The 14,227-nt window shown below is 64.9% G+C and carries 10 protein-coding genes; 7 read left to right on the plus strand and 3 right to left on the minus strand.

Translation table 11 applies throughout. From position 1 onward, the window contains the following. Positions 1-131 precede the first annotated feature (131 nt). Together ACT2B0_RS14905 and ACT2B0_RS14910 are read left to right on the plus strand one after the other, a co-directional pair. The gene (locus ACT2B0_RS14905; RefSeq protein ID WP_473458782.1) at positions 132-1,349 is read left to right on the plus strand and encodes a lytic murein transglycosylase; all 1,218 of its coding nucleotides are present in this window, start codon (positions 132-134) and stop codon (positions 1,347-1,349) included. A gap of 16 nt (positions 1,350-1,365) precedes the next feature. Beyond that, a complete protein-coding gene (locus tag ACT2B0_RS14910; RefSeq protein ID WP_473458784.1) occupies positions 1,366-2,598 on the plus strand; it encodes an SGNH/GDSL hydrolase family protein in 1,233 nt (410 codons plus the stop codon). A 102-nt stretch (positions 2,599-2,700) separates the two neighbouring features. Here ACT2B0_RS14910 and ACT2B0_RS14915 read toward each other — a convergent pair whose 3' ends face one another. After that, the gene (locus ACT2B0_RS14915; protein ID WP_473458786.1) at positions 2,701-4,155 is read right to left on the minus strand and encodes a glutamate synthase subunit beta; all 1,455 of its coding nucleotides are present in this window, start codon (positions 4,153-4,155) and stop codon (positions 2,701-2,703) included. A 69-nt stretch (positions 4,156-4,224) separates the two neighbouring features. After that, a complete protein-coding gene (gene gltB, locus ACT2B0_RS14920) occupies positions 4,225-8,955 on the minus strand; it encodes a glutamate synthase large subunit (RefSeq protein ID WP_473458788.1) in 4,731 nt (1,576 codons plus the stop codon). Between the two features lie 476 nt (positions 8,956-9,431). Here gltB and ACT2B0_RS14925 point away from each other — a divergent pair, with 476 nt between their 5' ends. From ACT2B0_RS14925 to ACT2B0_RS14945, 5 genes are all read left to right on the plus strand, one after another. Next, the gene (locus tag ACT2B0_RS14925; RefSeq protein ID WP_473458790.1) at positions 9,432-10,481 is read left to right on the plus strand and encodes a threonine aldolase family protein; all 1,050 of its coding nucleotides are present in this window, start codon (positions 9,432-9,434) and stop codon (positions 10,479-10,481) included. Between the two features lie 159 nt (positions 10,482-10,640). Then, on the plus strand, positions 10,641-10,943 hold the full coding sequence (locus ACT2B0_RS14930; protein ID WP_350149218.1) for a BufA1 family periplasmic bufferin-type metallophore: 303 nt from the start codon (positions 10,641-10,643) through the stop codon (positions 10,941-10,943). 124 nt (positions 10,944-11,067) lie between these two features. Further along, on the plus strand, positions 11,068-11,976 hold the full coding sequence (gene bufB / locus ACT2B0_RS14935) for an MNIO family bufferin maturase (protein ID WP_473458792.1): 909 nt from the start codon (positions 11,068-11,070) through the stop codon (positions 11,974-11,976). Then, positions 11,960-12,748 (plus strand): HvfC/BufC N-terminal domain-containing protein, encoded by a 789-nt coding sequence (locus ACT2B0_RS14940; protein WP_473458794.1) that lies wholly within the window; start codon positions 11,960-11,962, stop codon positions 12,746-12,748. Before bufB ends, ACT2B0_RS14940 begins: the two co-directional genes overlap by 17 nt. Positions 12,749-12,780: 32 nt before the next feature. Then, positions 12,781-13,380 (plus strand): DoxX family protein, encoded by a 600-nt coding sequence (locus ACT2B0_RS14945; RefSeq protein WP_350149215.1) that lies wholly within the window; start codon positions 12,781-12,783, stop codon positions 13,378-13,380. A gap of 92 nt (positions 13,381-13,472) precedes the next feature. Here the strand turns inward: ACT2B0_RS14945 and ACT2B0_RS14950 are convergent, their stop codons facing one another. Then, the gene (locus ACT2B0_RS14950) at positions 13,473-13,943 is read right to left on the minus strand and encodes an Hsp20 family protein (RefSeq protein WP_350149214.1); all 471 of its coding nucleotides are present in this window, start codon (positions 13,941-13,943) and stop codon (positions 13,473-13,475) included. Between the last annotated feature and the right edge of the window lie 284 nt (positions 13,944-14,227).

Genomic DNA, 14,227 nt, shown 5'->3' on the forward strand with positions numbered 1-14,227 from the left:
AAAAAATATCGAACAGGAGGGCGGATCGGTGCGGATGCACCAGCCTATGTCTCGTTGATTCACACTATGGTAAACCATTTTCTAACCGCAAACCGCGAAAGATCATCCCGAGACAACAAACGGACCAGATGATGTTTGCAAAATCAGTTGCCGCACGTGCGACCAGCCTTGTCGCCGGTGCCGCCTTCGCCTTCGCCCTGCTGACCTCCCCGGTGCTGGCCGATGCCAAGTTCGAACGCTGGGTGGCGGGTTTCCGCACCACCGCCCAGAAGAACGGTATTTCCAAGTCCACGCTCGACCGCGCGTTTCGCGGCGTGACCGCGCCCGACCCGGAAGTGCTGGAGAAGGCGCGCTATCAGCCGGAATTCACCGCCCCGGTCTGGGATTATTTCGACAACCGCGTTCACGAACAGTCCATCTCCGTGGGTCGCCAGATGGCGCGCCAATGGAAGAACTGGCTCGACCGCATCGAATCGCGCTTCGGCGTCGACCGCCATATCCTGCTGGCGATCTGGTCGATGGAATCGAATTACGGCGAAATCCTCAAAAACGACCGCGTAATGCGCAATGTGGTGCGCTCGCTGTCGACATTGGCCTATGCGGACAAGCGGCGCGCCAAGTTCGCGCGCACCCAGCTCCTCGCCGCCTTGAAGATCCTGCAATCGGGCGACATCGACGTCTCCCATCTGACCGGGTCTTGGGCCGGTGCGATGGGCCACACCCAGTTCATCCCCACCAGCTACCAGGCCTACGCGGTCGACATTGACGGCAATGGCCGCCGCGACATCTGGAACTCCATTCCCGACGCCCTGGCGACGGCGGCGAATCTGTTGCGCAAGAACGGCTGGCAGAGCGGCAAGACCTGGGGATACGAGGTCAGCCTGCCGCCCGGCCGCAAGTTTCCCGGCGGATCGATGTCGTTGGCCAGGTGGCAGTCGATCGGCGTAACGCGCACCAACGGCAAACCCTTCCCGCGCCCGTCCGAGAAGGCCGAATTGAAAGTGCCCGACGGGCGCGCCGGGCCGGCCTTCCTGATGACGCGCAATTTCTTCGTCCTGAAACGCTACAACAACGCCGACAAATACGCCCTGGCCGTCGGTCTGCTGGCCGACGAGATCGCCGGTTATGGCGGCCTGGAACGCGACTGGAACCGGCCCTTCACCAAGCTGAGTTTCGCGGAGAAACAGGAACTGCAGAAACGCCTCGGATCGGTCGGGCTTTATGACGGTCCGATCGATGGCAAGATCGGCTCCGGGTCGCGCGGCGCGATCGAAACCTACCAGAAGCGGGTCGGCATGCCTGTCGACGGTCACCCGAGCATGGAAGTGCTCAACCGGCTGCGCCGCTGACTTTGAGGGAACCTTGATGCACGTGCGGGCTTTGAAACGACTGCGCGCCACACATCTGCTGACGGTCGTGCTGATTGCCCTGGCGACGGTGATAACCGATTTCGCCGGCACGGCCTTTGCGCAGGAGCAGCCACGCTCGTTGCTGGAATTCCTGTTCCGGGGTGGACGCGAACGCGCCCGCCAACCGGAGCGCCGGCAGGTGCCGAAGGTGAAGAAGCGCACGACCACGCGACGCGCCACGGCGCCACGGCGCGCGGCCGCGCCGTCGCAACCGGCCGTCGAGGTGGTTGAAAAGGCCGAGGACGCGCGCGTCGTCGTCGTTGTCGGCGACTTTCTCGCCGGCGGGCTGGCGGAAGGGCTGACGACCGTCTTCGCCGAGGATCCCTCCGTGCGCATTGTCGACAAATCGAACGGCTCGTCGGGTTTCGTGCGCGACGATTTCTACAACTGGCCCGCCGAGATCGACCCGATCCTTGATGAGACCAAACCGGCCGTCGGCGTTATTATGATCGGCTCGAACGATCGTCAGCAAATGCGGGTCGAGGGAAGCCGGGAAAGCGTGCGTTCGGAAAAATGGACGGCGGAATACGCCGCCCGCGCCGAGGCGTTGGCGCAGCGTTTCGCCGCGCGCAGCATTCCCGTCGTCTGGGTCGGTCTGCCGGCGTTCAAATTCTCCACCATGAGCTCCGACATGCTGGCCTTCAACGACCTGCAGCGCAATGCGGTGGAAACCGTCGGCGGCAGCTTCGTCGACATCTGGGAGGGTTTCGTCGACGAGAACGGCGCCTATGCCGCCACCGGCCCCGACATCAACGGCCAGGCGGTCAGGCTGCGCGCCAGCGATGGGATCAACTTCACCCGGGCCGGCCGGCGCAAGATCGCCTTCTACGCCGAAAAGCCGTTGAAACGCATATTGGGTACCGGCCCCTCCAGCGTCTTTCCCGAGCTCGGCGTGCCCGACCTGATCGGCCCACCGGCCGCCGGCCAGCCGACCGTCGAACGCACGCCGCCGATCGCGCTCGGCGACCCCGGCTTGGACGGGGCGGACGAACTGATGGGCGCCAGCCTCAGTCCCAGAGTCGGCGAGGCCGTCACCCTGTCGGAAAAGCTCGCCATCGAGGGAAAAACGCCCGAGCCCAGGCCGGGACGGGTTGACGATTTTTCGATTCGCGTCCAGCCGGCCGTTGCCGTGGTGCCCGAACCCGGTGCGGACCGCGACGAAACGTCGGCGATCGTGCCGGCGCGGTGAACTAGACCCGAAAAGCGCTGCCGGCTTCTGGCGGCGGCCAGAAATACCCGCCGAACGGCCGATCGGATTCCTTCTCGGTCGGCCGGCTCGCGTTTCGACGGATTATCGCGGCAGCACCGTCGATCCCATCAAAAAGGCGTCGATCGCATGCGCGGCCTGACGGCCCTCACGGATCGCCCACACGACCAGTGACTGCCCACGCCGCACGTCGCCGGCTGCGAAGAAACGGTCGAGACTGGTGCGGTAGTCCCGGTCGTTTGCCTTGATGTTCGTCGAGCGGCGGCCATCGACGACGGTCGTCACCTTGCCGGACAATTCCTGCATGATGCCGCCCTCGATCGGCCCGGAAAAGCCGATGGCGATGAAGGCCAGGTCGGCGCGGATCAGGAACTCCGTCCCGGCAATCGGCTTGCGCGCCTCGTCGACCGCGGCGCATTTGACGCCGGTCAGCACCCCGTCCTCACCGACGAACTCCAGCGTCGCGACCTGGAACTCGCGCTCGGCGCCTTCCGCCTGGCTCGACGAGGTGCGCATCTTCGTCGCCCAATAGGGCCACACCGCCAGCTTGTCCTCCTTCTCCGGCGGCTGCGGGCGGATGTCGAGCTGGGTCACGCGCACCGCCCCCTGGCGGAAGGCGGTCCCCACGCAATCCGACGCCGTATCGCCGCCGCCCACGACGACGACATGCTTGCCGCCGGCAACGATCGCCTCCGACGGCCAAGCCGACGACTGGATGTCCTCGCCGGCGACACGCCGGTTCTGCTGGACCAGATAGGGCATGGCGTCGTGCACGCCGTCGAGATCGCTGCCGGGAATGCCGGCCGGACGCGGATTTTCCGACCCGCCGCAATAAAGCACGGCGTCGTAGGTCGCCAACAACTCCTCGACGGTCTTGTCGACGCCGACATTGACGCCGCAGAAGAACGTCACCCCTTCGCCCTCCATCTGGCTGACGCGCCGGTCGATATGGTGCTTTTCGATCTTGAAGTCCGGAATGCCGTAGCGCATCAGACCGCCCGGCCGGCTCTCGCGCTCAAAGACGTGCACGTCGTGACCGACCCGGCCGAGTTGCTGGGCCGCCGCCATGCCGGCCGGTCCCGAGCCGATGATGGCGACTTTCTTGCCGGTCTTCTGCTCGGCCGGATAGGGCCTCATGTAGCCCGTTTCCCAGGCCTTGTCGGCGATCGCGTGCTCGATCGTCTTGATGGCGACGGGAATGTCCTCGAGATTGAGCGTGCACGCCTCCTCGCACGGAGCCGGGCAGATGCGCCCGGTCCATTCGGGAAAATTGTTGGTGGAGTGCAGGTTGCGGATCGCCGTGTCCCAGTCGCCATTGTAGACGAGGTCGTTCCAGTCCGGGATCTGGTTGTGAACCGGACAGCCGGTCGGCCCATGGCAATAGGGAATGCCGCAATCCATGCAGCGCGCGGCCTGTTTCTCGACTTCCTTTTCCGACATCGGCAGCGTGAACTCGCGGAAGTGCCGGATGCGGTCGGAAGCCGGCTGGTACTTGTGAACCTGCCGGTCGATCTCCAGAAAACCTGTTACCTTGCCCATATATCGCTCTCCAAGGCACCGCGGCGCGGAGCTTGCGCCCCGGCGCCGGCACGGTGTCCGTGTTTTTGCCTACTCCGCCGCCAGTCCCATGCGCATGCGCTCCATCTCGATGAGCGCGCGGCGATATTCGACCGGCATGACCTTGCGGAATTTCGGCCTGTAATCGGCCCAGTTGTCGAGGATCTCCTTGGCCCGCGTCGAGCCGGTGTAGTGCATGTGATTGGATATCAGCTGCACCAGCCGCTCCTCGTCGTGGCGGGTCATGTCGCCGGAGACGTCGACACGGCCCTTGTGCGCGAGATCGCCGCCATGATGGTGCAGCTTCTCCAGCATGTCGTCTTCTTCAGGCACCGGCTCGAGCTCGACCATGGCCATGTTGCAGCGCTCGGCGAAATCGCCGACCTCGTCGAGCACATAGGCCACGCCGCCGGACATGCCGGCAGCGAAATTGCGCCCGGTCTGGCCAATGACGACGACGACGCCGCCGGTCATGTATTCGCAGCCATGGTCGCCGACGCCCTCGACCACCGCCGCGGCGCCCGAATTGCGCACCGCGAACCGTTCGCCGGCAACGCCGCGGAAATAGCACTCGCCCTCGACCGCGCCGTAGAGCACCGTGTTGCCGACGATGATCGAGTTTTCCGGCACGATCCGCGATCCCTCCGGCGGGCGGATGACGATGCGGCCGCCCGACAGGCCCTTGCCGACATAGTCGTTGCCGTCGCCATTGAGCTCGAATGCCACGCCGCGCGCCAGGAACGCACCGAACGACTGCCCGGCCGTACCGGTAAAGCGCACCGAAATCGTTTCGTGCTTCAGCCCCTTGTGGCCGTGGCGCTTTGCGACTTCGCCCGACAGCATGGCGCCGGTCGACCGGTCGACATTGCGGATCGGCATTTCGATCGAGACTTTTTCCTTGCGTTCGAGCGCCGGCGCGGCCGCGGCGATCAGCTTGCGGTCGACCACGTCGTCGATCGGATGCTGCTGGCGCTGGGTCCAGTAGGTCGCCTCCTTCGGCGCCGCCGGCTTGTGGAAAACGCGGCTGAAATCGAGGCCGCGTGCCTTCCAGTGCTCGATCAGCGGCCGTTTCTCGATCAGATCCGTATCGCCGATGATCTCGTTGAGCCCGCGGTAGCCCATCGCCGCCAGCAGGGCGCGCACTTCCTCGGCCACATAGAAGAAATAGTTGATGACGTGTTCGGGCGTGCCCTTGAAGCGCTTGCGCAGCACCGGATCCTGGGTCGCGACGCCGACCGGACACGTATTGAGATGGCACTTGCGCATCATGATGCAGCCGGCTGCGATCAGCGGCGCGGTCGAGAACCCGAACTCGTCCGCCCCCAGAAGCGCGCCGACGATCACGTCGCGCCCGGTGCGCAGGCCGCCGTCGACCTGAAGCGCGATGCGCGAGCGCAATCCGTTGAGCACCAGCGTCTGGTGGGTCTCGGCCAAGCCCATCTCCCACGGGCTGCCGGCATGTTTCAGCGAAGTCAGCGGCGAGGCGCCCGTGCCGCCGTCATAGCCGGCGATGGTGATGTGGTCGGCGCGCGCCTTGGCCACGCCCGCCGCCACCGTGCCGACACCGACCTCCGACACCAGCTTGACCGAGATATCGGCGGCCGGGTTGACGTTTTTCAGGTCGAAGATCAGCTGGGCCAAATCCTCGATCGAATAGATGTCGTGATGCGGCGGCGGCGAGATCAGCCCGACGCCGGGTGTGGAATGGCGCACCTTGGCGATGATGGCGTCGACCTTGTGACCCGGCAATTGTCCGCCCTCGCCGGGCTTGGCGCCCTGGGCGACCTTGATCTGAACCATGTCGGCATTGACCAGATATTCAGTCGTCACGCCGAAACGGCCGGACGCGACCTGCTTGATCGCTGAGCGTTCGGGATTGGACGAACCGTCCGGCAGCGGCATATAGCGGTCCGGCTCCTCGCCGCCCTCGCCGGTGTTCGACTTGCCGCCGAGCGTGTTCATCGCGCGCGCCAGCGTCGTGTGCGCCTCGCGGCTGATCGAGCCGAACGACATCGCGCCGGTCGAAAACCGCTTCACGATCTCGGCGACCGGCTCGACCTCGTCGAGCGGCACAGGCTTGCGCCCCATCTCCGCCGCGGTGCGGATGTGAAACAGCCCGCGGATCGTCTTGGTCCGCCCGGACGCCATGTCGATCTGTTCGGCATAGTCCTTGTAGGTGTCGAACGAGCCCTTGCGCACCGCATGCTGGAGGCTCGCCACCGCGTCCGGCGTCCACACATGCTCCTCGCCGCGGATGCGGTACATATATTCGCCACCCACATCGAGCGCGTTGCGCAGCACCGGATCGTTGCTGAAGGCGGCGACGTGGCGCTCGACCGTCTCGGCCGCGACCTCCTCGAGACCGACGCCCTCGATCGTGGTCGCCGTACCGGTGAAATAGCGCTCGACGAACGCCTTCTTCAGCCCGACCGCATCGAAGATCTGCGCTCCGCAATAGGACTGGTAGGTCGAGATGCCCATCTTGGACATGACCTTCAGAATGCCCTTGCCGATCGACTTGATGTAGCGCGTGACGATTTCCTGCGCGTCGACCTCGGGCGGGAACTCGCCGCGCCGGTGCATCTCGATCAGCGTGTCAAAGGCGAGATAGGGGTTGATCGCCTCGGCGCCGTAACCCGCCAGGCAACAGAAATGATGCACCTCGCGCGGTTCGCCCGATTCGACCACCAGCCCGACGGCCGTGCGCAGGCCCTTGCGGATCAGGTGATGGTGCACCGCCGCGGTGGCCAAGAGCGTGGGAATGTCGATCCTGTCGGGACCGATCTGGCGGTCGGAAAGGACGATGATGTTGTAGCCGCCGGCCACGGCCGCCTCGGCGCGCTCGCACAGGCGCTCGACCGCCGCCTCCATGCCTTCCGCGCCCTCGGTGGCGGAATAGGTGATGTCGATCGTCTTGGTGTCAAACCGGTCCTCGGTGTGGCCGATGGAGCGGATCTTTTCAAGATCGCCATTGGTCAGGATCGGCTGGCGCACCTCCAGGCGCTTCTTGCGCGACGAGCCGACCAGATCGAAAATATTCGGGCGCGGTCCGATGAAGGAGACCAGGCTCATCACCAGTTCCTCGCGGATCGGGTCGATCGGCGGATTGGTGACCTGCGCGAAGTTCTGCTTGAAATATTCGTAGAGCAGCTTGGTGCGGCCCGACATGGCGGCGATCGGCGTGTCGGTGCCCATCGACCCGATCGCCTCCTGGCCGGTCGTGGCCATCGGCGCCATCAGCAGCTTGAGGTCTTCCTGCGTGTAGCCGAACGCCTGCTGGCGGTCGAGCAGCGACACGTCGCGGCGCAGTTCCCGCGGCTCCACCGGCTTCAGCTCTTCCAGGATGAGCTGGGTGGAATCGAGCCACCGCCGGTAGGGATGCTTGCCGGCGATCTCCGACTTGATCTCCTCGTCGGAAACGATGCGCCCCTTTTCCAGGTCGATCAGCAGCATCCGGCCGGGCTGCAGACGCCATTTCTTGACGATCTTGTCCTCGTCGACCGGCAGCACGCCGGCTTCCGAGGCCATGATCACGCGATCGTCGTCGGTGACGATGTAGCGCGCCGGGCGCAGGCCGTTGCGATCGAGCGTCGCGCCGATCTGGCGCCCGTCGGTGAAGGCTACCGCGGCCGGCCCGTCCCACGGCTCCATCAGCGCAGCGTGGTATTCGTAGAATGCCTTGCGATCCTCGCCCATCAGCTTGTTGCCGGCCCAGGCTTCCGGGATCAGCATCATCATGGCGTGAGCGAGCGAATATCCGCCCTGCCACAGGAATTCGAGCGCATTGTCGAAACAGGCCGTGTCCGACTGGCCTTCATAGGAGATCGGCCACAGCTTGGAGATGTCGTTGCCAAACAGCTCCGAATCGACCGAGGCCTGGCGCGCCGCCATCCAGTTGACATTGCCGCGCAGCGTGTTGATTTCGCCATTATGGGCGACCATTCGGTAGGGATGGGCGAGCTTCCAAGACGGGAACGTGTTGGTCGAAAAGCGCTGGTGCACCAGGATCAGCGCCGATTCGAAGCGCGGATCGAGCAGGTCCTTGTAATAGGCGCCGACCTGATAGGCCAGGAACATGCCCTTGTAGACGATCGTGCGCGAAGACAGTGACACGGTGTAGGAGCTGTTGTCGCGCCCGCCGGTTTCCTCGAAAATGCGCGCAGACACCGCCTTGCGCAGGATATAGAGGCGCCGCTCGTAGTCCTCGTCGGATTCGATCGCCGGGTTGCGGCCGATGAAGACCTGCAGATGCACCGGTTCCGACGCCGCGATATGCGGCGCCTTCGACAGCGAGGCATTGTCGACCGGCACGTCGCGGAAGCCGATCAGCGGCTGGCCCTCGGCCTGCGCCACCTCGGCGAACACCTGCTCGATATGGGCGCGCAGGTCGCGGTCGCGCGGCATGAAAATGTGGCCGACCGCATAATGGCCCGGCGGCGGCAGCTCGATGCCCTTTTCGGCCATCTCCTCACGGAAGAACCGGTCCGGGATCTGCACCAGCACGCCCGCGCCGTCGCCCATCAGCGGGTCGGCGCCGACCGCGCCGCGGTGGGTCAGGTTTTCGAGCATGGCGAGCCCGTCGAGCACGATCTGGTGCGACTTGCGGTTCTTCATGTCGGCGATGAAGCCGACGCCGCACGCATCATGCTCGTTGCGCGGATCGTAAAGCCCGCGCGCCTCCGGCAACCCGCCGGTCATCGGCAAATCGGCACGTTTGGCGGCTCGCGCATCGCGCCCGGCGGCCGGGCAGGGCTGCGTCGCTGATGGCGTCGAATCCGTCATCGTCCTTCCTCCATATACCCCCAATTTCCGGGGTGCCTTGATATCGCGGACGCCCATTTTATCAGCACGTCCACCTCGTGCACATTGCTCCACGAGGGTGACCTGTCAGGCTCGGCTTCACAGGCCGCGAGCATCCCAGGTCGCTGTTGTCCGGCGCACACGCCAGAGCCGGCGCATCACGCCAGCCCCGGCCCGAATTTCCCGGATAAATAAGACAGCAGTACTGTCCTAATTGCACAATGACAGAATTGAATACCGCACACAAGACCGGATCACGATCTTTTTCGCACAGAATCGCAACAAAATTATTCCTGGCGAACGCATGCAGAAACATAATTTCACGACTGGCCGGTTTTTGTCGCATCGGGCGGGCTGGTCGCGGACCGGAGGCGGGTGTTATGTGGCGCAGGCCCCTTGAAGCCCGGTGACGAAAGCGGGCACAGTCCGGCCTCCTTCAGCTCATTTCGGACACAGCGATGATCTTTGCTTCTGACAACTGGGCCGGCGCCCATCCGGCGATTGCCCAGGCGCTCGCCGATCATGCCGGCGGCCACGCCCACGCCTATGGCGACAGCGACCTGGACCACGCGGTCCGCCGCCGCTTCTGCGAGATTTTCGACAAGGATGTGGCCGTCTTCTTCGTTTCCACCGGAACGGCGGCCAACGCGCTGTCGCTGGCCAGCGCGTCCCGCCCCGGCGGCGTCGCCTTCTGCCACGCCGAGGCGCATCTGGTCGAGGACGAAGCCGGCGCCACTGAGTATCTGAGCGGCGGCACCCGCCTTGCCCGCGTCGGCGGCCCGCTCGGCCGCATCGACCCGCAGGCGCTGGAGGCCGCGATCCGGCGCTACCCGCCGGAATTCCTGCATGCCGGACGACCGGTCGCGGTGTCGGTGACTCAGGCGAGCGAGATCGGCACGGTTTATGCGCCCGACGAGCTCGACGCCATTACCGCGGTCGCCAAGCGGCATGGACTGGCCGTGCATATGGACGGTGCCCGCTTCACCAATGCGCTGGTGTCGCTCGACCTGTCTCCGGCCGAGATGACCTGGAAGCGCGGCGTCGACCTGTTGTCCTTCGGCGGCACCAAGAACGGCTGCTGGTGCGCGGAGGCGGTGGTGCTGTTCGATCCCGCACAGGCCGGCGAATTTGCCTTCCTGCACAAGCGCGCCGCGCAGTTGCTGTCCAAATCGCGCTTCGTGGCGGCCCAGTTCCAGGCCTATTTCGACGACGACCTGTGGCTCGACAACGCCCGCCACGCCAACGCCATGGCGGCCCGCCTGGCAGAATGCGTCAAACGCTCGGGATCGGCCCGGCTCGCCTGGGAGCCGCAGGCCAACGAAGTCTTCGCCGTCATGGCCGGCGCCACGGCCAAGCAATTGACCGACGCCGGCGTCGCCTTCTACGACTGGAGCGCGCCCGAGGGATTCCAGGGCATCATGGCCATGGACGAGCGCATCTGCCGCTTCGTCACCGGTTTCGCCACCACCGCCGAAGAAATCGACCGCTTCTCCGGTCTGATCGCATGAATCGGCGCGACAATTTCGACATTACCGTTCGGTAACACTCTCGTCAGCGCGGCGTGATGATTGCTCTCGGCGGCTTTATTTCCATGTGAGCGGCGCATTTGAAATGGTGTCTTGCCGGCTTGAGCCGGCCGGAATTCTTGCAACCGAGAGGAGAACACCATGTCGACCAAAACCATGATTGGCGCCGCCTACCTGGCCAGCGCCGTGGCCGGCGCCGTTGCGGCCGGTGCCATGACCACGACTGCGGCCCAGGCTCAGGAGAAGGAAAAATGCTACGGCGTCGCCATGGCCGGCCAGAACGATTGCGCCGCCGGTCCCGGCACCACCTGCAAGGGCACCTCGAGCGTCGACTATCAGGGCAATTCCTGGAAACTGGTCGACGCCGGCACCTGCGCGACGATGGAACTGCCGGGCGAGCGCATGGGGTCGCTTGAGCCGCTCGAGCGCGACCTGCCGTCCTGAGAACCGGCCGAAGACAGGGTCCGGCAGCCCGAAGAAGCCCGTGCCGGACCCGCATTTCGAACACGATGGCGCGTCGCCGAAACGCCATCGTGTTCGCATGACCGCCGTTTTGAAAGGCTCCGCCATGTCGCATGCCAATGACGCACACGCTCGCTTCCCGGCGCGCCCCGTGTCCGGCCGCGCCGGCGCCAGCCTCAAACACACCCATCTCGACGCGATCCTTGCCGGGCGCGACCAGGTCGGCTTTTTCGAGGTCCACGCGGAAAACTACATGGGCGCCGGCGGCCCGCCGCATGCGGCTCTGGCCCGCATCAGGCGTGACTATCCGGTTCTGCTGCATGGCGTGTGCATGTCGATCGGCGCGCCGCAGCCGCTCGACGCGACCCACCTCGCCCGCTTCAAAGCGCTGGTCGAGCGCTACGAACCGGCGATCGTTTCCGAACATCTCGCCTGGTCGACCCACGACGATATTTTCTACAACGACCTCCTGCCGCTGCCCTATACCGACGACACGCTGCGCCATGTGTGCGAGCACATCGACCAGGTGCAGGCCGCGATCGGGCGGCGACTGCTGCTGGAAAACCCTTCGACCTATCTGGTGTTCGCGCAATTCGACTACGACGAGACCGGGTTCATCCGCGAAATCGTCAAGCGCACCGGTTGCGGCCTGCTGCTCGACGTCAACAACGTTTTCGTGTCCGCCACCAATCACGGGTTTTCGGCACTCGACTATCTGGCCGACTTCCCTCTCGACCATGTCGGCGAGATCCATCTCGCCGGCCATCGCGCGCAGAGCGACGACGAGGGCGAGCCGCTGCTGATCGACAGCCATGACGGCCCCGTCTCGGACGCGGTCTGGAAACTCTTCGACATTGTCGTCGAACGGGCCGGAACCATCCCGACCCTGGTCGAATGGGACGGCGACATTCCCGACTGGCCGGTGCTCAAGGCCGAGGCCGACGCCGCCCAGGCCGTTCTCGATCGCCATGCCGCCGCCAGCGCGCGGGACGTCCACCATGCCGCAGCCGAATAACCCCGCCGGCGCGGCCTTCGCCGGCCCGTTCGCGGCACCGCTTCTCGACCCCGACAGGCCGACGCCGCCCGGCGTCGCCGGACCGGGCGCCAAGGCCGGCGACGTGCGTTACAACGTCTATCGCAACAACGTCACCGTCTCCCTCATCGACGCGCTCGCCGACACGTTTCCCGCCGTAAGACGTATTGTCGGGGAGGCCTTCTTTCGCGACATGGCGCGCCTCTACGTGCGCCGCGAACCGCCGCGCTCGCCGCTGCTGTTCGATTACGGCCACGGCTTCGCCGCCTTCATCGACGGTTTCGACCATACGCGCCCGCTACCCTGGCTGGGGGACGTCGCCCGCGTCGAACGGGCCTGGCTCGACGCCTACCATGCCGCCGACCGCGCCCCGCTGGCGCCCGAAAAGCTGGCGGGCGTTCCACAAGACATCCTACCGGCATTGCGATTCCAACCGCATCCCGCCACGCGGATTGTGCGTTCCGCCTATCCCGCCGTGACGATCTTCGCCGCCAACCGCGCCAGCGGTCCTGTCGGCAAGATCCTGGAGCGCGACGGCGAGGACGCGCTCGTCACCCGGCCGGCGCTGGAGGTTTTCGTGCGCAGGCTGCCGCCCGGCGGCGCGGCCTTTCTGATGCTGCTTTGCGCCGGAAAACCGCTCGGCGAGGCGGCCGCGAAAGCGAGCGAGGCCGAGCCGCTTTTCGATCTTGGCGCCAACATTGCCGGCATGATGGAGGCCGGCGCTTTCGCCGATATTCTTGTTCCCGACGCATGACGTCGCCCGGAACCAGCAAACGGAACGACATCATGGATGACAACAGCGATGAGCGCACTAACAAGCCGGCCGGGCCGCTCGGCGCGGTGATACGCCTGCACGACACGGTTTTTTCCGGCCTCCAAGCCGCACTGGCTGGATGGTTCACCGGCCTTGCGGCCCGCGTCGTCTTCGCCAGCGTGCTTTTGCTCTATTACCTCAATTCGTCCTGGGGAAAATTCTCCGACGGGGTTTTCGGCTTTCTCAGCCCCTCGTCGGGGGCCTATGTCTCGATCCTGCCCAAGGTGATGGAGGCGAACGGTTATGACGAAAACGCGCTCGCCTGGCCTTATGACGTCATCGTCTATCTCGGCACCTGGACGGAATTCGTCCTGCCGCTCTTGATCGTCGTTGGCCTGTTCAGCAGGCTTGCCGCCCTCGGCATGATCTTTTTCGTCATCGTCCAGAGCTATGTCGACGTCACCCAGCACGGCCTCGACGCCAAATCGATCGGCGCGATGTTCGACCGCATGCCCGATGCGATCATCTGGGATCAGCGGCTTTTATGGGTGTTCGTTCTCGTGGTCATCGTCGTCCACGGCGCAGGCAGACTGTCGCTCGATCACCTGCTGGCGCGCCCGCGACGGAGCTGATCGCACGCGGTCTTCAAGACACGCGGCCATAAAAAATGGCGGCGCTGGCAGCGCCGCCACGGATCGTTCCGACAATTGTCGGGCCACACGCCTTATTTGGCGACGTCGGCCTCGATCTGCTTCGACTTGGCGCCATTGGCCGCGGAGATCGCGATCTTGCGCGGTTTCATCTCCTCGGGAATGTTGCGCTTCAGGTCGATATGAAGCAGGCCGTTCTTGAGTTCGGCGCCGGTCACCTCGACATGGTCGGCAAGCTGGAAACGGCGCTCGAAGGCACGCGAGGCGATGCCGCGATAAAGCAGCTCGGCGCTGTCGTCGCCATCGGTGTCGGTCTTCTCGCCCTTGATGGTCAGTACGTTGCGGTGCGCCTCGATCGCAATGTCGGTGTCGGCGAAACCGGCGACCGCCATCGAGATCCGGTAGGCGTCTTCACCGGTGCGCTCGATATTGTAGGGCGGATAGGTCTGGCCGTTATCGGGCTGGGCCAGCGAATCCAGCATGGTGAAAAGACGGTCGAAGCCGACGGTCGAACGATAGAGCGGCGAAAAATCAACGTGACGCATGATGTGTTCTCCTGTTGAGCAACAAGTTTGCGTTTGGCGTTTTCCCGAAAATCCGAAACGGCATTTCCGTGACGCCAGCGACCCCGATCCGACGGCGGCCGCAGTGCTTATTTGGGAAGGGCGAAAACCCGGTTCAAGAGGCTCCCGGCGGCCGGTTTTGTTGCTGAACCGGACATGAACCGCGGTTTCGGCCTGAGTTCATCTTCGCCGCGCTAGTGTCGTGACCACAGATCGGGGCCGGATACCGCCCCGCACCAGCTCGGTCCGGGTGTAACGTCCCTTCC

The sequence above is a fragment of the Nitratireductor sp. J20-h4 genome (assembly GCF_056780505.1).

What these genes read in the sequence shown, in the direction of transcription:
- ACT2B0_RS14940 (WP_473458794.1), top strand. Translation starts at nt 11,960, where the DNA reads ATGCCGCAGCCGAATAACCCCGCCGGCGCGGCCTTCGCCGGCCCGTTC.
- ACT2B0_RS14950 (WP_350149214.1), bottom strand. Translation starts at nt 13,943, where the DNA reads ATGCGTCACGTTGATTTTTCGCCGCTCTATCGTTCGACCGTCGGCTTC.
- ACT2B0_RS14915 (WP_473458786.1), bottom strand. Translation starts at nt 4,155, where the DNA reads ATGGGCAAGGTAACAGGTTTTCTGGAGATCGACCGGCAGGTTCACAAG.
- ACT2B0_RS14905 (WP_473458782.1), top strand. Translation starts at nt 132, where the DNA reads ATGTTTGCAAAATCAGTTGCCGCACGTGCGACCAGCCTTGTCGCCGGT.
- ACT2B0_RS14945 (WP_350149215.1), top strand. Translation starts at nt 12,781, where the DNA reads ATGGATGACAACAGCGATGAGCGCACTAACAAGCCGGCCGGGCCGCTC.
- gltB (WP_473458788.1), bottom strand. Translation starts at nt 8,955, where the DNA reads ATGACGGATTCGACGCCATCAGCGACGCAGCCCTGCCCGGCCGCCGGG.
- ACT2B0_RS14910 (WP_473458784.1), top strand. Translation starts at nt 1,366, where the DNA reads ATGCACGTGCGGGCTTTGAAACGACTGCGCGCCACACATCTGCTGACG.
- ACT2B0_RS14925 (WP_473458790.1), top strand. Translation starts at nt 9,432, where the DNA reads ATGATCTTTGCTTCTGACAACTGGGCCGGCGCCCATCCGGCGATTGCC.
- ACT2B0_RS14930 (WP_350149218.1), top strand. Translation starts at nt 10,641, where the DNA reads ATGTCGACCAAAACCATGATTGGCGCCGCCTACCTGGCCAGCGCCGTG.
- bufB (WP_473458792.1), top strand. Translation starts at nt 11,068, where the DNA reads ATGTCGCATGCCAATGACGCACACGCTCGCTTCCCGGCGCGCCCCGTG.